The sequence below is a fragment of the Chlorobium sp. N1 genome (genome assembly GCF_004332115.1).
In the GTDB taxonomy this organism is placed as follows: Bacteria; Bacteroidota; Chlorobiia; order Chlorobiales; family Chlorobiaceae; genus Chlorobium.
Map to the genome: position 1 here is coordinate 41,738 of NZ_SJPA01000008.1, position 14,563 is coordinate 56,300.

Annotated in this window: 21 protein-coding genes and 1 tRNA gene; 11 read left to right on the forward strand and 11 right to left on the reverse strand. The window is 60.5% G+C overall.

The genetic code is table 11. The annotated features are described in order from the left end of the window. Window positions 1–22: 22 nt before the first annotated feature. A complete protein-coding gene (locus tag E0L29_RS09475) occupies window positions 23–1,087 on the forward strand; it encodes a type I restriction endonuclease (protein ID WP_131358181.1) in 1,065 nt (354 codons plus the stop codon). Window positions 1,088–1,651: 564 nt separating this feature from the next. On the opposite strand, the gene E0L29_RS09480 is transcribed toward E0L29_RS09475, so the two are convergent. After that, window positions 1,652–1,725: transfer RNA gene (locus E0L29_RS09480), tRNA-Val, on the reverse strand. Between the two features lie 79 nt (window positions 1,726–1,804). On the opposite strand from E0L29_RS09480, the gene E0L29_RS09485 reads away from it, so the two are divergent. From E0L29_RS09485 to E0L29_RS09500, 4 genes are all read left to right on the forward strand, one after another. Next, window positions 1,805–2,056: a hypothetical protein gene (locus E0L29_RS09485; RefSeq protein ID WP_131358184.1), complete on the forward strand. Its 252-nt coding sequence runs from the start codon at window positions 1,805–1,807 to the stop codon at window positions 2,054–2,056. A 213-nt stretch (window positions 2,057–2,269) separates the two neighbouring features. Further along, window positions 2,270–3,124, forward strand: a complete 855-nt coding sequence (locus E0L29_RS09490; protein WP_131358186.1) for a bifunctional methionine sulfoxide reductase B/A protein — start codon at window positions 2,270–2,272, stop codon at window positions 3,122–3,124. Between the two features lie 136 nt (window positions 3,125–3,260). Further along, a complete protein-coding gene (locus tag E0L29_RS09495; RefSeq protein WP_131358188.1) occupies window positions 3,261–3,869 on the forward strand; it encodes a DUF134 domain-containing protein in 609 nt (202 codons plus the stop codon). Then, entirely contained in the window at window positions 3,866–4,234 is a 369-nt protein-coding gene (locus tag E0L29_RS09500) for a NifB/NifX family molybdenum-iron cluster-binding protein (protein WP_131358190.1), read from the forward strand. Before E0L29_RS09495 ends, E0L29_RS09500 begins: the two co-directional genes overlap by 4 nt. Before the next feature lie 43 nt (window positions 4,235–4,277). Here E0L29_RS09500 and zupT read toward each other — a convergent pair whose 3' ends face one another. The 4 genes from zupT to chlG are packed head-to-tail and all read right to left on the reverse strand — an operon-like array spanning window position 4,278 to window position 7,175. Further along, on the reverse strand, window positions 4,278–5,078 hold the full coding sequence (zupT, locus tag E0L29_RS09505) for a zinc transporter ZupT (protein WP_131358192.1): 801 nt from the start codon (window positions 5,076–5,078) through the stop codon (window positions 4,278–4,280). Further along, a complete protein-coding gene (locus E0L29_RS09510; protein WP_131358194.1) occupies window positions 5,075–5,641 on the reverse strand; it encodes a TIGR00730 family Rossman fold protein in 567 nt (188 codons plus the stop codon). The genes zupT and E0L29_RS09510 overlap by 4 nt, the downstream gene beginning before the upstream one ends. Further along, entirely contained in the window at window positions 5,638–6,276 is a 639-nt protein-coding gene (locus E0L29_RS09515; protein WP_131358196.1) for a glycosyltransferase family A protein, read from the reverse strand. Before E0L29_RS09515 ends, E0L29_RS09510 begins: the two co-directional genes overlap by 4 nt. Beyond that, window positions 6,273–7,175: a chlorophyll synthase ChlG gene (gene chlG / locus E0L29_RS09520; RefSeq protein WP_131358198.1), complete on the reverse strand. Its 903-nt coding sequence runs from the start codon at window positions 7,173–7,175 to the stop codon at window positions 6,273–6,275. The genes E0L29_RS09515 and chlG overlap by 4 nt, the downstream gene beginning before the upstream one ends. A 182-nt stretch (window positions 7,176–7,357) precedes the next feature. Between chlG and E0L29_RS09525 the strand changes: the two genes are divergently transcribed. From E0L29_RS09525 to E0L29_RS09550, 6 genes are all read left to right on the forward strand, one after another. Next, window positions 7,358–7,813: a hypothetical protein gene (locus E0L29_RS09525; protein WP_131358200.1), complete on the forward strand. Its 456-nt coding sequence runs from the start codon at window positions 7,358–7,360 to the stop codon at window positions 7,811–7,813. Next, window positions 7,810–8,310 carry a GNAT family N-acetyltransferase gene (locus E0L29_RS09530; protein ID WP_131358202.1) on the forward strand — a complete coding sequence of 167 codons (501 nt, stop codon included), beginning with the start codon at window positions 7,810–7,812 and terminating at the stop codon, window positions 8,308–8,310. Before E0L29_RS09525 ends, E0L29_RS09530 begins: the two co-directional genes overlap by 4 nt. A gap of 28 nt (window positions 8,311–8,338) precedes the next feature. Next, window positions 8,339–8,968 (forward strand): LysE family translocator, encoded by a 630-nt coding sequence (locus tag E0L29_RS09535; protein ID WP_131358204.1) that lies wholly within the window; start codon window positions 8,339–8,341, stop codon window positions 8,966–8,968. Window positions 8,969–9,092: 124 nt separating this feature from the next. After that, window positions 9,093–9,317 (forward strand): type II toxin-antitoxin system Phd/YefM family antitoxin, encoded by a 225-nt coding sequence (locus E0L29_RS09540; RefSeq protein ID WP_131358206.1) that lies wholly within the window; start codon window positions 9,093–9,095, stop codon window positions 9,315–9,317. A 90-nt stretch (window positions 9,318–9,407) separates the two neighbouring features. Then, window positions 9,408–10,316, forward strand: a complete 909-nt coding sequence (locus tag E0L29_RS09545; protein ID WP_242664357.1) for a D-alanyl-D-alanine carboxypeptidase — start codon at window positions 9,408–9,410, stop codon at window positions 10,314–10,316. Continuing rightward, the gene (locus E0L29_RS09550) at window positions 10,316–10,621 is read left to right on the forward strand and encodes a Dabb family protein (RefSeq protein ID WP_131358208.1); all 306 of its coding nucleotides are present in this window, start codon (window positions 10,316–10,318) and stop codon (window positions 10,619–10,621) included. Before E0L29_RS09545 ends, E0L29_RS09550 begins: the two co-directional genes overlap by 1 nt. A gap of 114 nt (window positions 10,622–10,735) precedes the next feature. On the opposite strand, the gene E0L29_RS09555 is transcribed toward E0L29_RS09550, so the two are convergent. The 6 genes from E0L29_RS09555 to E0L29_RS09580 all read right to left on the reverse strand — a co-directional run bounded on the left by E0L29_RS09555 (window position 10,736) and on the right by E0L29_RS09580 (window position 14,508). After that, window positions 10,736–10,924 carry a 4Fe-4S binding protein gene (locus tag E0L29_RS09555; protein ID WP_011889989.1) on the reverse strand — a complete coding sequence of 63 codons (189 nt, stop codon included), beginning with the start codon at window positions 10,922–10,924 and terminating at the stop codon, window positions 10,736–10,738. Window positions 10,925–11,063: 139 nt separating this feature from the next. Then, the gene (locus E0L29_RS09560; RefSeq protein ID WP_131358210.1) at window positions 11,064–11,252 is read right to left on the reverse strand and encodes a 4Fe-4S binding protein; all 189 of its coding nucleotides are present in this window, start codon (window positions 11,250–11,252) and stop codon (window positions 11,064–11,066) included. Between the two features lie 122 nt (window positions 11,253–11,374). Continuing rightward, window positions 11,375–12,775, reverse strand: coding sequence for an ATP-binding protein (locus E0L29_RS09565; RefSeq protein WP_131358212.1), 1,401 nt, complete (start codon window positions 12,773–12,775; stop codon window positions 11,375–11,377). Beyond that, on the reverse strand, window positions 12,772–13,470 hold the full coding sequence (locus E0L29_RS09570) for a response regulator transcription factor (protein ID WP_131358214.1): 699 nt from the start codon (window positions 13,468–13,470) through the stop codon (window positions 12,772–12,774). Before E0L29_RS09570 ends, E0L29_RS09565 begins: the two co-directional genes overlap by 4 nt. Window positions 13,471–13,480: 10 nt before the next feature. Beyond that, window positions 13,481–14,020, reverse strand: coding sequence for a DUF4405 domain-containing protein (locus E0L29_RS09575; protein ID WP_131358216.1), 540 nt, complete (start codon window positions 14,018–14,020; stop codon window positions 13,481–13,483). 47 nt (window positions 14,021–14,067) lie between these two features. Next, window positions 14,068–14,508: a NirD/YgiW/YdeI family stress tolerance protein gene (locus E0L29_RS09580; RefSeq protein WP_165498879.1), complete on the reverse strand. Its 441-nt coding sequence runs from the start codon at window positions 14,506–14,508 to the stop codon at window positions 14,068–14,070. Window positions 14,509–14,563 lie beyond the last annotated feature (55 nt).

Genomic DNA, 14,563 nt, shown 5'->3' on the forward strand with positions numbered 1-14,563 from the left:
TAACTAAAACAACGGCGAAACAATGGACCTAATCGACAAGATCAACGACCTTGCTTTACGCATTACGCGGCAAAAAGACATGGTCATGACTGAGGAGGCCGCGAAGACAGCCTTCGTCCTTCCGTTCCTTCAGACGTTGGGCTACGACGTCTTTAATCCTGATGAAGTTGTTCCTGAATTCACCGCCGATCATGGTGTAAAGAAGGGCGAGAAAGTCGATTACGCCATCAAGCGAGATGGCCAGATTATGATTCTGATTGAATGCAAGGCCGTCGGAGCCGACCTCGCTGCAAAACACGCCGGACAACTGTTTAGGTATTTCGCGGTTACGGACGCTCGGTTTGGTGTTCTGACTGATGGCGTCAAGTATTTGTTCTTTTCGGACCTGGAGAGTGCCAACAAGATGGACGACAGGCCGTTTTTTGAATTCAATCTTTTGGCCTACACCGAAACGCAGGTTGAAGAACTTAAGAAATTTACACGGAGTGGCTTTGATCTTGAAACCATCATCGGAACGGCTAATAAGCTCAAATTTCATCGCGCTTTGATGTCCGAAATTCGGAAGGAATTTGAAAGCCCGAGCGAGGATCTCGTCAGACACTTCGCCGCAAAGGTCTACCCTGGTCGCTTTACCCAACAAGTTCGGGAGGATTTCACAGGTTTGGTTCATGCTGCCCTTCGGGAGTATGTCCGGGAGCGTGTGAATGATCGGCTCAAATCCGCACTGGACACAGATAAAGGTGAGGCGCCTTCGCCAGCCTCTGGGGAACTCATAGCCGCCGCGCAGGTCGATGATAGCGGCATTGAAACAACTGAAGATGAGCTGTCAGGTCATCGCATCATTCGGGCTATCGCGGCTGAAATTACAGACCCCGAGCGCGTTGCCATCCGGGATGCAAAGAGCTACTGTGCCATCCTCTTCGATGATAACAATCGTCGGCCTATCTGTCGGTTCTACTTTGGCCAGAACCGTATGGCGGTGTCGGTGTTCGCGCCCGCCGGTGAGCAAAAGTTCGACATTTCAAGCGTTAATAAGCTCTACAAGCACAAAGCTGTGATTTTAGACGCTGTCCAGCAGTACCTCTAGGCGTGGTGCGGTTGGCGAGCGAGAACAATACGTTATAGGTGACGTTTGACCCGATGAGTATGAGCGCAAAGAGACTCACAGTAGCGGATCAATTGGCGCAAGGGGGGCTCCAGGTCTCGACGCCGCGCAGCTTGCGGCCTGATCTCCGGCGTGCCGACGGAGTTCTGTTTTGTCTCCTATCTGTCACCTGTCGGTTTTATGGTGTCTGTAAGCCATTATGCGATATTGTTATAGCCGGCAGGGTTTGTTTATTGAACAATTGGTTGGCGCATTAAACAATGCGGGGGGATTCATGCCGTACCTGTTGATGCGTAGGGCCTTGATTTCGTATATTTTTCTTGAATGCTTTTTCCCTGCTCCCGACTTAGGCAAGTCCTCCGGGGGGGGAAATCAATGCGATGCAGATGAGAGGATCAAGAAAAAATCGTGCTACTGCAGGTGCCCTTGGATGCCTCAAGGGAGGGTCGGATTTTGGCTCAAAATTTTCCCTTATATTTCCCTCGGGCTGTTTTTGGGGGGGGGCTGGGCTTTTGGATTCCCGATGAGCCTTTACTGGTGCGGGTGTGGGCAATAGAGGATTCGAACCTCTGACCTCTTGCGTGTGAAGCAAGCGCTCTAACCAACTGAGCTAATTGCCCCGCTTGAAATGCGGTTCGTTAAAGTAATGATTGGAAGTGATTTGTCAAAACGATGGATTCAACTAAATCATAGCAGACAATGGAAATCAACCTGCCTGAACCGAACCTCAAGAATGTCGCCGGAGCCGCAGGCACGGCACTTCTCCTCCCGCTGGGCATGCCGATCGTGCACGGCGTAGCCGGGCTTGCCGTCGCGGGGCTCGGCATCTTCGCTGCCGGTACGGCCGTCACCAAGGTTGCCGGTGCCGTCATGGGCCAGATAGAGCCGCCGTCCCGTCCGATGGAGGAGGGTGAAGGCAGTCTCGAAGACCGGCTGAAATCCCCCGTCTGAGCTTCCTCCTGCGGGAACGCTCGGCGCTCTTCCTCGGTTGAATGCTGTTGAAGTCGTATACCCATATCCGTCAACAGCATTCGGCCGATGCAACCGCTTTCCGTACTGCTCATACCCGTTTTCGCTCTTGTCGTTCTTTTCTCTGCGGGAGGATGCCCTCAGAGCACGCAGTGGCAGGTGGAGCAATCGGCCGATAGAGAAGAGGAGTGCCCCATGCCATACCATCCCCTTACCCCCGACGAAGAGCGCGTCATCGTGCACAAGGGCACTGAAATGCCCTTCAGCGGCAAGTACTACAAAAACAGCGAATCCGGCGTGTACCACTGCCGTCGATGCGACGCTCCGCTCTTCCGTTCCCAGGACAAGTTCGATTCGGGAACCGGGTGGCCGAGCTTCGACGACGCCATTGAGGGCGCCGTTGGCGAGGTTCCCGATGCCGACGGCCGCAGGACCGAAATCGTCTGTTCGAACTGCGGGGCGCATCTCGGCCACGTCTTTACGGGTGAGTCGATGACGCCGAAGAACGTCCGCCACTGCGTCAACTCCCTCTCGCTCGATTTCCAGCCGGCCGCCGTGCCACAGCCTGAGACGGCAAAGGCCGTCTTCGCCGGCGGCTGTTTCTGGGGTGTCGAGCACCAGCTCGCAAAGCTCGACGGCGTGATCTCTGTCGTGTCCGGCTACAGCGGCGGCACGAAGGAGAACCCCACCTACCGTGAGGTGTGCAGCGGAACGACCGGACATGCCGAGGCCGTAGAGGTCAGCTACGATCCGTCGGTGGTGGATTATGAGACCATCGCCAGGCTTTTCTTCGAAATCCACGACCCCACCCAGCTGAACCGGCAGGGGCCCGACGTCGGGAACCAGTACCGCTCGGCGGTCTTCTACAGGGACGAGGAGCAGAAGCGGGTAGCCGAAAAGCTGGTCGCGGAACTCAAGGCCAAAGGCTACGACGTCGTGACCTCGATCGAGAAGGCCGGGCGGTTCTGGGAGGCGGAACCGTACCATCAGGACTATTACGAAAAGAGCGGCCACGAACCCTATTGCCACATCTACCAAAAGCGGTTCTGAGGTCGCTTCCGGTTTTCAGGGTACCGGAACAAAAAAGATGCAGCCGCCTGCTTGACAGGCGGCTTTTTTTGTGGTATGTTATTAGCATATGCCAAAAACCATTGGCGTTTTTCCGTACCTGTAGAGAGCAGTGTTTATGCCACGACCCACAAAATGCCGCAAGATCGGATGCGATCCGGAGTTTCTCGCCTTCAAGCCTGCGGGTATTCCGCTCGAAGAGCTTGAGGAGATCGAAATGTCGCTGGACGAGTTCGAGGCCCTGCGGCTGGCCGATTTCGAGGGGCTCTACCAGGAGTCGGCGGCCAGGCAGATGCACGTCTCCCGCCAGACCTTCGGCAACATCCTTGCCTCGGCCCGACGGAAGGTGGGGGAGATGCTGGTTACGGGAAAAGGGTTAACTATAACAGGAGGAACGATCATGATGACTGAAAAAAGGATCTTCAGGTGCGCTTCGTGCGGCCATGAGTGGAGCATCGAGCACGGCGTGCAGCGCCCTGTCGTCTGCCCTTCATGCAACAGCGAGAACATCCATCGCTCGACGCCCGGAGGCGGGTTCGGCGGAGGCCGGGGCGGCGGCGGGCGATGCCGCGGACTGCGTACCGGCCTGAACCGCTCGGGCGAGGGCCTCGGACAGGGTCTCGGACAGGGCCAGGGGCTCGGTCGCGGAGCCGGTGCGGCCCATGACCACGATCACGACCATCTGCACGGTGCCGGACATCAGGGCTCGGAAGGAGGTGCCGAATGAAAGTTGTCCTTCCACTCGAGGAGAAGAACGGCATGGCTTCCGCGATGTGCGAGCATTTCGGCAGCGCTCCGTTTTTTGCGGTTGCCGATAGCGATACCGATGCGGTCGTCATCATTGCGAACCCGAACAGCGATCACGTCCACGGCCAGTGTACTCCGGCCGACGCTTTCGCAGGGATGGGGGCGGATGCGGTGATCTGCAACGGGATCGGGGCCAGGGCCGCCACGAAAATGCAGATGGTGGGCATCGGCGTCTATCTGGCGGACGGTTCGCCGACGCTTGCCGACGCTCTCGGCCGCTTCAAGGCCGGGGAGCTGGTGAAGGTCACTGCTGAGCAGGCCTGCCAGGGACACGACTGCCACTGAATGGAGGCGTGGGAGCCGGGCCTCTTCTGCCGGCCCGTCGTTTTCAGGCGAGCAGCAAGAGGCTCAGCGCCATCACGGCCATGCCGAGGATGAGGCCGGTGATGGCGACATGGTGCTCGCCGTACTCCTCGGCGGAGGGCAGCAGCTCGTCGAGCGAAATGTAGACCATGATGCCGGCGACCGAGGCCAGTACGATGCCGAAGACGAAGGGCGTGAGGAAGGGCTTGAGTACGGTGTATCCGATCAGCGCTCCGAGCGGCTCGGCCAGGCCGGAAAGGAAGGAGAGGCTGAACGCCCGTTTCCTGCTCTTTGTGGCGAAATAGATCGGCACGGCAACCGCCATCCCCTCGGGGATGTTGTGCAGGGCTATGGTGGCGGCGATGACGGCGCCGAGCTGCTCGTTGGAGAGTGCGCTGAAGAAGACGGCCATCCCTTCGGGAAAGTTGTGCACGGCGATTGCCACCGCCGTGACGATTCCCATTCGGTGCAGTCGCGCGTCGCTCTCACCGGCGCCTTTCATCGGCCCGATCAGCGACATTTCGTGCGGGTTCTCGAATTTCGGAACCAGCTGGTCGACCGCCCAGGTCAAAAGCATGCCGCCGAAAAACGAGATCGTCGCAATCCATGAGCCTGCCTTTCCCGCCATGTCAGCTGCCAGTGCCGCTTCCGACTGCGGCATGATTTCCATGAACGAGACATAGAGCATGATGCCCGCCGAAAATCCCAGCGAGAGGGCCAGGAAGCGCTTGTTCGTATGGCGGACGACGAGCGCCATGGCGCTGCCGATTCCGGTCGAGAGCCCGGCAAGGAGCGTCAGGAGCATGGCTGTCTGGAATCCGTTCATCGTCTCTCTCCCGCGAGCGATTCTCGTTCCATGAGGAGGCATTCGACCTCAGCGGGGGTGCTGCAGACCGTGAAGTAGTCCTCGTAATCGGCTCCGACCATTCCCTCCTGTGCGATTCTCCGGAAGAACCCCAGCAGGGGGTCCCAGAAGCCGTTCATGTTGAGGAGGATGATGGGTTTGCGGTGGTGGCCGAGGTGGCGCCATGTGATGACTTCGACAAGCTCGTCGAGGGTGCCGAAGCCGCCGGGCAGGATCAGGTATGCGTCGCCCCACTCGGCGAGTTTCATCTTCCGTTCGTGCATGCTCTCCACCACCAGGAGTTCGCTCAGTCCGTAGTGCGCCACTTCGCGCTCTTCAAGGAAGCGCGGGATGACGCCACGGACCGTTCCGCCTCCCGCCATCACCGCATCGGCGATGCATCCCATGAGACCCACCTTTCCACCTCCGAACACCAGTCCGATCCCCTCCCTGGCGAACGTTCTTCCAAGAGAGGCGGCAGCATCGAAATACGCTTTCGGTGCGCGGCCGCTCGAGCTGCAGTAGACGGTAACGGATGAGATCATGGCTTCTGGTATCGGAGGGTTATGCTGTCCGGGGACTGGCGGTAGAGATAGGTTTCGGGGGTTTCGATCTTCATGCTCTTCCATTTCGCGGCAGCCCGTTCCCAGAGATCGGTGTCCTCGGCATAGTCGAGCGCGCGGAATCCGCCGACGTCGAGGAACACCTCGCGCCTGGCGAACATCGTTCCTCCCACGATGCAGCCTCTTACGTCGACGAGCTTCCCTGGGTCGCTGCGGTCCCGCACCATGGTTCCTTCCGGGCAGCTGAACCCTCCGCTGAGCATGTCCGGGGCGTCGGGGCCCTCCATCAGCCGGACGCGGCTTTCGAGGTGAAGGGGGAGGTATCGGTCGTCGGAGTCGAGGAAGGTGACGTAACGGCCGAACGAGGCCTGGATCCCGGCGTTGCGCGAGAGCGCGGCTTTGCGGTTGCTGTGTTTCATGTAGCGGATGGCCGGGTGGCGCTCAATCCACGCAGAGAGTGCATCGAAGGTGTCGTCGGTGCTGCCGTCGTCGACGATGATGAGCTCCCAGCCGGTGATGCTCTGCCGGACGACGCTTTCGACGGCTTCTGCAACGAGGCCGGCACGGTTGTAGGTCGCCATCACGACCGAAACCAGGGGCTCGGGCCGGAACCTCATGGCCTCGCAGCCCGTATTGCCAGGGCGGATACCAGCATGCCGGCGACGAGGAAGTTCTGCGCAATTGCGTTGTAGCGAACGTCCATCTCCCGCGGAGTTCTGACAAGGGGGAACTGCAGCAGCAGCTGCGGCAGGATGAGCACGGCCGTCAGTGCCGCAAGGACGGGCTGGCCGAGCCGGAGCACGTAGAGTGCGGCCAGTACCTGGCCGAAGTCGATGAGGACGGCGGCGATAAGCGCGGCGCCGCGTTCGCCGAAGACGACCGGCAGCGTGCGGATGCCGGCCAGCGTGTCGCCGTCGATCGACTTGAAGTCGTTGATGGTCATCGTTCCGGTGCTCGAGAGCGTGAAGAGTCCGGCGACGATGAGGGACGGGGCGAGCGCCGGGAGGGTGAGGGTGCCGCTGTAGGCGATCTCTCCGGCCATCCATGGAATGATGAGGTAGGAGACGGCGACGATGACATTGCCGGCCCAGAGCCTTTTTTTCAGCTTGATGGGATTGGCGCTGTACAGGTGGGCGTTGACGATGCCCACGATGACGTAGAGGCCGATGAGCGGGTGGATCAGCCAACCCGCAGCGACGGAAAGAAGCGACCAGACGGCGATGAGTGCCGTGGCTCCTCCGAGCGAGATCAGCCCTCCCGGGATCGGGCGGTCCGGCTCGTTGATCCCGTCGAGGTCGCGGTCGAAATAGTCGTTGAGCATCTGGCATGTGCCGCTGGCCAGCGGGCCGGTGAGCAGCATGCCGAGGATGAATTTCCTGCCCAGAAGGTCTTCGAAGCCGAACGCTCCGCTTGCAACCGCGCCGCAAAGAAAGCTCCACATGACCGGTATCCAGGTGACCGGCTTGAGGAAGCGGATGACGAGAGCGGCTTTGGCCAGGGGCTGGGATCGGAACATGCTCTCCCGGTGGGGATGGTGAATTAATGGATACTCGGGCGCATTAAAATACTACGAAAATCGGAAACATGGGAACAGGACGGGGGAAAAGTGCGGTTGATATTCCGTACATTTTCATTGGCAACGTCGGTTTCTTCACGCCGACCGCCCTCCCTCAACCCCCAGATACAGGAGCATTGCCCATGGCACGACAGAGCCTTTTCCAGGAGATGAAAAAGACCTTCATGCTGCACGCCATCGCAGCCCATTTCAGCAACGGCCTGATTCCCGTCGCGGTACTCTATCTCCTGCTCACCCTCCAGAGCGGCAGCGTCTTTTTCGAGCGGACGGTCGAACACCTCATCCTCATAACCCTCCTGGCCATCCCCGTCTCGTTCTTCTCCGGCGTGCGCGACTGGAAGACGAAGTACAAGGGAGCGAAGGCTCCGGTTTTCATGAAGAAGCTCCGCCTCTCAGCCGTCCTGTTCGCCCTGGCGGTCGCGGCCGTATCGATACGGCTTTCGCATCCCTCCGTCATGGCTGGCACCGGTCTTTTGCACTGGGCCTATGTCCTGCTGCTGCTTGCCATGCTCCCCGTCGTGACGCTGCTCGGCCATTACGGCGGCAAGCTTTCCGGCCAGTCGCGCAGGAGCGCATGAACGTCCGGCTCGAGCCTCTCGGTGAGGGCGACGGCGGGGAGGTGCTCGACATCTTCAACCACTATACCGACAGCGGCTTCAGCGCCTATACCGACAGCCCGCTTCCGTACAGCTCGGCCGCATCGTTTCTTGCCCCGTCGGCAGGCTATCCCGCCTGCATGGCCAGAACCCCGGATGATGGGTATGCCGTCGGTTTCGGCATGCTCCGCCCCTACAGCCCCCTTCCGGCATTCAGCCGTACCGCAGAGCTTACCTGCTTCATCCGGGACGGATGGACCGGGTGCGGCATCGGCGGAATCCTGCTCGAACGCCTGCTGGCGGAAGCCCGGGCCATGGAAATCTCGACGATCGTCTCCTCCATCTCCTCGCTCAATCCCGGAAGCATCCGCTTCCACTTGAAGCACGGGTTCGTCGAGTGCGGCCGGCTGCAAGGGGTGGGGGAGAAGTTCGCTCGATCGTTCGACGTCGTCTACTGTCAGAAAACGCTCCGCGAGTGAGCCTGCATCCTGATTTCTTTCTGCTCCGATGATCGACATTCAGCAACTTTGGGTGTTTTGCTCGGCTTCCGTCCTGCTTTCGCTCTCCCCGGGCCCCGACAACCTCTTCGTCATGGCCGAGTCGGCTCGGCACGGCTGGCGTTCCGGCGTACTTGTCACCTTCGGTCTCTGCACGGGGCTCCTGTTCCATACGCTCGGCGTCGCCCTGGGCCTTGCCGCCCTCGTCCGCGGTTCCCTCCTCCTCTTCACCCTGCTGAAATGGGCGGGTGTGCTCTATCTTCTCTTTCTCGCCTACAGCGCCCTCAGGGCCACGGGGGAGGATGGGTCCGCTCATGATGCCGCCGCCGCGGCCCCGCCGTTCAGGCTGTATCGGCGCGGGATCGTCATGAATCTTTCCAACCCGAAGGTCTCCCTCTTCTTCCTCGCCTTCCTTCCGCAGTTCGCCGATCCGAATAAGGGGCCGCTTGTCCCGCAGCTGCTTCTGCTCGGCTTTCTTTTTATGGCGGCCGCACTCCTCGTCTTCATCCTCATCAGCCTCATTGCCGGCCATGCCGGCAGCGGCCTTCGCCGTTCAGGGCCTGCCAGGCGCATCCTCCCTCGTCTCTCGGCCTTGGTTTTCCTCGGCCTTGCCGTCCGTCTCTTTTTTGCGGAGCGCTGAGGCTCCATGGCGCTCGTGATGGCCCATACGGTGGCCGGTCACGTTTTTTTTTGTTTTATGTACAGAATATTGTACAATTGGATGTATGGAATAGTGTTTTGAATACAGTACGGGACCGCAGGGTATGGAGAGGATCAATCTTGAAGAGGACATCAGGCCGCTTTCCGAGTTCAGGGCGCATGCGGCTTCGTTCGTCGATCATGTGAAGGAGACGCGCCGGCCGCTCGTGCTCACCCAGCACGGCAAAAGCGCCGTGGTGCTGCTCGACGTCAGGGAGTACCAGTCGCTGCTGGCGCTTGCTTCCGGCAGAGCCGGTTCTGGCGGTGCGGGGGAGTCCTGTTCGGCGTAGCTGAGGGGAACGGTTTTTTTTGCCGGAATGTTTTGATTCGCCGTCCGTTTTTGCGATACTTTCAAATTCTTATTCAATAAGGGAGAGTGCATGATGAAGCGGTTCGGATTGACGGGTGCCCTCGTGGTGCTTATGGCGATGTTCTCGCTGCTTTCCTTCTGTCCTCCCGCCGAGGCGGCACGCCCTGTCGTCATCGATTCCTACATCGTCAAGGATCTCGGCTGTTCCCGGGTCTTCATGGCGAAGGATACCTCCCGGATCATCAGGCCGGCAAGCCTCACCAAGATCCTCACCTGCGTCATCGCCCTCGAGAGCGGCAAGCTCGAACAGGAGGTGCGCATTCCCGCCGAAGCCACCTGGGTCGAACGCACGAAAGCCGGGTTCCGTCCGGGTGACCGGATACGGCTGATCGACCTCGTCAAGGCCTCCATGGTCAGCTCCAGCAACGATGCGGCTTTTGCCATCGCCATCCATCTGAGCGGCAGCGTCCCTGCCTTCGTCAAGGCCATGAACTACCGGGCCCGCATGATCGGCATGAAGAGCTCGACCTTCACGAACCCTGCGGGGTTCGATACCGGCCGGTATCGCGGCAACTACTCGACGGCCGAGGATCTGCTCGCGCTGACGGAGTATGCCATCAGGAATCCGATGTTCAACGAGATCGCCGGTCTGGAGTCGATCGTGGTGCGCGACCATCATTCCGGAAAGTATTTCCTCCTGAGAACCCACAACAAGCTTCTCGGCCGCTATCCTTACGCCGTCGGCATCAAGACAGGGTTCACCAGGAGTGCCGGCAAGTGCCTGATCGCGCGTGCCCGGAAGGACGACCGCGACATGCTGCTGGTGATGCTCAATGCCCGTGGAGACCGCTGGTCGATGGCGGAGGATATGTTCGAAAAGGCGTTCGCCGCTCCGGGCCCGTCGCTGAAACGCTACGCGGAGGCTGCCGGAACGGAGAGCGATAGAGGCAGGTGGACCGATGCCGGGAGGGTCGAGTGATGGTGCGTCACGTCGTCATGTGGCGTCTGAAGGAAGACGCCTGCGGGATGGGCCGAAGGGCCTGTGCGGAAAAACTGGTCCGTGAGCTGGAGGGCCTTCGTGATCTCGTGCCCGGCATCCTGTCGCTAGAGGCCGGTGTGGACCGGAACTGTCCGGGGGATGCCCACGATGTGGTCCTGGTCTCCGATTTCCCCGACTGGGCGGCGCTCGACGCCTACCAGCGCCATCCCGAGCATGAACGGGTGCGGCGGCTCATCGCCGGGGCTGCGGCTTCACGCGCGGTGGTCGATTACGAAATCGGCTGAACGGGGGGGCGAAATACAGGGGCGAGGGTGCTCGTAGAGAGAAGAGGCTTTCGAATGGAAAGAGAAAAGCGGCCCCGAGAGGCCGCTTCCTTCATTACTGGTCCCGGGGAGAACTTATCCCTGGACGATGCACTCTGCAGGGCAGACGGCAACGCAGGCCGGAGCATCGGCGTAGCCGGCGCACTCGGTGCAGGTTGCTGCGTCGATGACGTAGATGTCGTCGCCGGCGGAGATCGCGGTGACCGGGCATTCGGGCTCACAGGCGCCGCAGTAGGTGCATTCTTCGGTAATGTAGAGTGCCATATTGACTTCCTCGCTTAAGAGTTGGTGAAACAGATAAAAAAGAACGATTCATGACAAGTCAGTCAATATAAAATAATTTCCCGCCCCGAAAAAAAACTCGGCTTCTTTTCCTGCTTTCTATTCTCTGTGTAGCGCTTTCTCATACCTTGAAGATGCAGTCGACCGGGCAGACGGCGACGCAGGCCGCTTCGTCGTGGTAGCCGACGCAGTCGACGCAGACATCCTCGTCGATGACATAGATCTCTTCTCCGGGCGTAATTGCGCTTACGGGACATTCTGGTTCGCATGCACCGCAGTAGGTGCACTCTTCTGTGATCCGGTGTGCCATGGTTCCCTCTCCTGTTTGAATTGTTGTCGTTGTCGTTCCGCATTCATCGGCGGAGCTGGCCGCCTTTTCCTCAAACGACCTTCGTTCATCGAGAGTTCCGCACCTGCATGGTCATGAGGCGCCTACCCCTGCCGGAAGAGCATGCGGAAGGTCGCGCCTTCTCCTTCGTGGTGTTCAGCACGAACCGTGATGCCCTGGAGGTCCCCAAGCTTTCTGACGATGGCCAGGCCCAGGCCGGAACCCCCCGATTCGCTGCTTCTTGACTGGTCGATCCGGTAGAAACGCTCGAATACCGCTTCCAGCCGGCTCTCTTCGATGCCTTCTCCCTCGTCCCTCACCGTGCAGAACGGCCTGCCGTCCCGGGTGCCGCTTCTGAGGGTGACGGTGGAGCCCCGGGGAGAGTATTTCAGGGCGTTGGTGAGGAGGTTTTCGAGCATGATTGCGAGCATGTCCGGGTCGGCAAGGCCGATGCAGCCGCCTTCCCGGGCAACGTCGATGGTGATCTCCCTTTCCATGGCGTGCCGGCCCAGGCGCTGCAGCACCCTGGCGATGACGGCGTCGATATCGATGGGTCGGAGTGCTGCTGCCTCACGGGTGGAGTCGTGCCGTGCAAGAAGAAGCAGCTGTTCGATGAGCTGCGTCATGCGCTCCAGCTCATCGAGGCAGGTGCGGATGCGCTCCTCGTAGTGTTCACGCTCCCTCGGCCGCCGTATCAGGACCTCAAGGGTGCCGCGCACGGCCGCCAGCGGGGTCTTGAGTTCGTGCGATGCGTCGGCGGTGAACTGCTTCTCGCGGTCGAAGGCCTCCTGCAGCCGGTCGAGCAGGGCGTTGATGGTGGCCGAGAGCCGGTAGAGCTCGTCGCGGTTCGAGGGCAGGGGGATGCGCCGGTCGAGATGCTCTCTTGTTATGCTTTCCGCGGTGCTGATCGCCTCTTCGACCGGGCGGATGCTGCGGGCGGCAATGGCGCGGGTGAGGGCGAAGAGGGTGATGAGGATGGCCGGAAACGAGAGCAGGAGCACCCGGCGGAGGTCGGCGAGTACCGCGATGGCGTCGCCGAGCGGGCGCGCGACCGTGATCCAGCCGCCCGGTTGGCCCGGGGAGGCATGAAGCGGACGCTGCAGCAGGCGTAGCTCAAGCCCGCCCGCCGTCGTATTGAAGAAGATCGGGCGGGATGCGGTGGTGTCGACCGGCAGGGCGATGAGGCCGAGGTTCGCCGTGCGTCTCAGCGGCGTGCCCTCAGTTGTACTGAGCTGGATGAATTCCGGACGCAGCGGTTCCCGGCGGCGCTCCCGGCGCGTATCATCCTTGTCGTGGCGATCGTCATCGGACGGCTTATCCCTGTGGTGCTCGCCCGGGCGGCCGTAGGCGAGCCGGAGGGCCCTCTGCGAGACGCTCGCAAGCTCATGGTCGTAATGGCTGTAGACGACCCGGTCGATCATGACGTAGAGCGTGGTGAAGACCAGGGCGACGAGCACTGCCGTTGCGGCGGTGTAGTAGATCGCGATGCGGTTCCGCAGGCTCATGGCCGTGTTTCCTCCTTCTTTCCGCCTTCGGGTGTACGGATGACGTAGCCGACGCCGCGCACGGTCTGGATCAGTCCGCTGCACCCCGCGGCTTCGAGCTTGCGGCGGAGGAAGTTGACATAGACGTCGATGACCGAGGTGTCTGCGTCGAAATGGATGTCCCAGACATGTTCGATGATGCGGCTCCTCGTCGAGACCCGGTCGAGGTTCCGGAGGAGGTATTCGAGCAGTGCGAACTCTTTCGGCGTAAGGCTGAGCTCCCGATCGCTGCAGTGCGCGCGGTGCGTTTCCGCATTGAGCCTAAGCGGCCCCGCACTGAGCGCTCGGGCGGACTCCGGGCCGCCGCGCAGCCGGGTCCTGATTCTTGCCAGCAGCTCCTCGAAGGCGAAGGGTTTCTTGACGTAGTCGTCGGCCCCTGCCTCCAGTCCGAAGACGACGTCGCCGGGGGCGTCGCGGGCGGTGAGGAAGATGACCGGCACCGTGACGGACGCCTTGCGAAGCTGTCGGCATACCTCGATGCCGCTCAGTTTGGGCAGCATCCAGTCGATGACGCAGAGGTCGTACTCGTTCGTCATGGCCATGGCCAGCCCCTCTTCCCCGTCGGAGGCGGTGTCGACGGCGAAGTTCTCCTCTTCGAGGCCGTCCTTGAGAAAACGGGCTATGCCGGGTTCGTCTTCAATGATCAGGAGTCGCATGGATCTCAGCTCAGTCCTTGTCGTGGTGTTCGCTTTTTTCGTGCCCGGAGGAGAACATTCCCGCAAGGAGGGTTTCAGGTTCGACACCGTTGCCGGCGGCGATTTCGCCGATGCTCATCGTCGTGGTGAAGTCTTTCATGCCTTTCAGGGCAAGCTCCGCTTCAAGCTCGTCCGGGGTTTTCTTCATGACGAGGGCGAGGGTTTCGAGTGAGGAGGACTCAAGCGCCCTCATGGATGCGCGCGCTGCCCGCTTTTCCCGGTGTTCCCCGTCGTTTTCGCCGATGAAGGGCATCACCGCGACAGCCGTGACCAGCATTGAGGCTCCGATGATGGCGAGTGCCGTGTTTTTGGAAAAGTAGTGCGTGAATGCTTTCAGGTTTGCGAGGACATGGGCGAGAACGCCGCCCACAAGCAGCCAGCTCAGCCACTTGTGGACAGGCTCGACCAGTCCCGTTTCAATATCGAAAAAAATCAGCACTCCTGTAACTCCGGAGATGATGAAGGCGCCTATTGCCAGAGGAGTCGCCCAGGATTTCAGTGTCGGTTTCATCTGTTGAACGGGTTTATGGGTTTATGTTATTACGGTTTCATCATCTCTCAGCGCCGCGTGCCGGGGCCGTCACGGCGTATTTCAGGACGGATCCCGGGGCCGTTGTAGCCCGGTGCCTTCCCGGCCGGTTCGATGCGCCGTGCCTCCACGCAGCTCATGCGTCCCCGGCGCTCCGTCTTGCCGAATACCCTGACGATGGTGCGGTCGTCGACGTCGAGCCCCTTCCAGGCCTTTCTGCTGATTTCCAGCAGGGTCTCTCCGCTGCGGTCGCGGAAGGTGTAGCAGTCGCCGCGGCGGTGGTTGACGATCCGGCCCTCGAGCACGACCTTCGTGTCGTCAGCCATATTGCCGATTGCGGCCGCTCTTTGAGGGCGCAGGGATTTATCCTGAGGCGCGCCGGCCTCGGGTCCGCGGTAGGCCGCAAAGCCGGTCGAGCTGAAAAGCATGCTGCTGCCGATGAGCGCCAATAGGGTAGTCTTTTTCATCATAACCTCCATTTTCCTGTTCATTGGTTTCTGTTTTCCGGTCGTTTCAGCCGGTAGC

Coding starts and splice junctions, on each gene's coding strand:
- E0L29_RS09485 (WP_131358184.1), top strand. CDS start 1,805: ATGGAAATCAACCTGCCTGAACCGAACCTCAAGAATGTCGCCGGAGCC.
- E0L29_RS09510 (WP_131358194.1), bottom strand. CDS start 5,641: ATGATCTCATCCGTTACCGTCTACTGCAGCTCGAGCGGCCGCGCACCG.
- E0L29_RS09475 (WP_131358181.1), top strand. CDS start 23: ATGGACCTAATCGACAAGATCAACGACCTTGCTTTACGCATTACGCGG.
- E0L29_RS09540 (WP_131358206.1), top strand. CDS start 9,093: ATGGAGAGGATCAATCTTGAAGAGGACATCAGGCCGCTTTCCGAGTTC.
- chlG (WP_131358198.1), bottom strand. CDS start 7,175: ATGTTCCGATCCCAGCCCCTGGCCAAAGCCGCTCTCGTCATCCGCTTC.
- E0L29_RS09535 (WP_131358204.1), top strand. CDS start 8,339: ATGATCGACATTCAGCAACTTTGGGTGTTTTGCTCGGCTTCCGTCCTG.
- E0L29_RS09575 (WP_131358216.1), bottom strand. CDS start 14,020: ATGAAACCGACACTGAAATCCTGGGCGACTCCTCTGGCAATAGGCGCC.
- E0L29_RS09550 (WP_131358208.1), top strand. CDS start 10,316: ATGGTGCGTCACGTCGTCATGTGGCGTCTGAAGGAAGACGCCTGCGGG.
- E0L29_RS09580 (WP_165498879.1), bottom strand. CDS start 14,508: ATGATGAAAAAGACTACCCTATTGGCGCTCATCGGCAGCAGCATGCTT.
- E0L29_RS09525 (WP_131358200.1), top strand. CDS start 7,358: ATGGCACGACAGAGCCTTTTCCAGGAGATGAAAAAGACCTTCATGCTG.
- zupT (WP_131358192.1), bottom strand. CDS start 5,078: ATGAACGGATTCCAGACAGCCATGCTCCTGACGCTCCTTGCCGGGCTC.
- E0L29_RS09565 (WP_131358212.1), bottom strand. CDS start 12,775: ATGAGCCTGCGGAACCGCATCGCGATCTACTACACCGCCGCAACGGCA.
- E0L29_RS09500 (WP_131358190.1), top strand. CDS start 3,866: ATGAAAGTTGTCCTTCCACTCGAGGAGAAGAACGGCATGGCTTCCGCG.
- E0L29_RS09515 (WP_131358196.1), bottom strand. CDS start 6,276: ATGAGGTTCCGGCCCGAGCCCCTGGTTTCGGTCGTGATGGCGACCTAC.
- E0L29_RS09490 (WP_131358186.1), top strand. CDS start 2,270: ATGCCATACCATCCCCTTACCCCCGACGAAGAGCGCGTCATCGTGCAC.
- E0L29_RS09570 (WP_131358214.1), bottom strand. CDS start 13,470: ATGCGACTCCTGATCATTGAAGACGAACCCGGCATAGCCCGTTTTCTC.
- E0L29_RS09545 (WP_242664357.1), top strand. CDS start 9,408: ATGATGAAGCGGTTCGGATTGACGGGTGCCCTCGTGGTGCTTATGGCG.
- E0L29_RS09555 (WP_011889989.1), bottom strand. CDS start 10,924: ATGGCACTCTACATTACCGAAGAATGCACCTACTGCGGCGCCTGTGAG.
- E0L29_RS09560 (WP_131358210.1), bottom strand. CDS start 11,252: ATGGCACACCGGATCACAGAAGAGTGCACCTACTGCGGTGCATGCGAA.
- E0L29_RS09530 (WP_131358202.1), top strand. CDS start 7,810: ATGAACGTCCGGCTCGAGCCTCTCGGTGAGGGCGACGGCGGGGAGGTG.
- E0L29_RS09495 (WP_131358188.1), top strand. CDS start 3,261: ATGCCACGACCCACAAAATGCCGCAAGATCGGATGCGATCCGGAGTTT.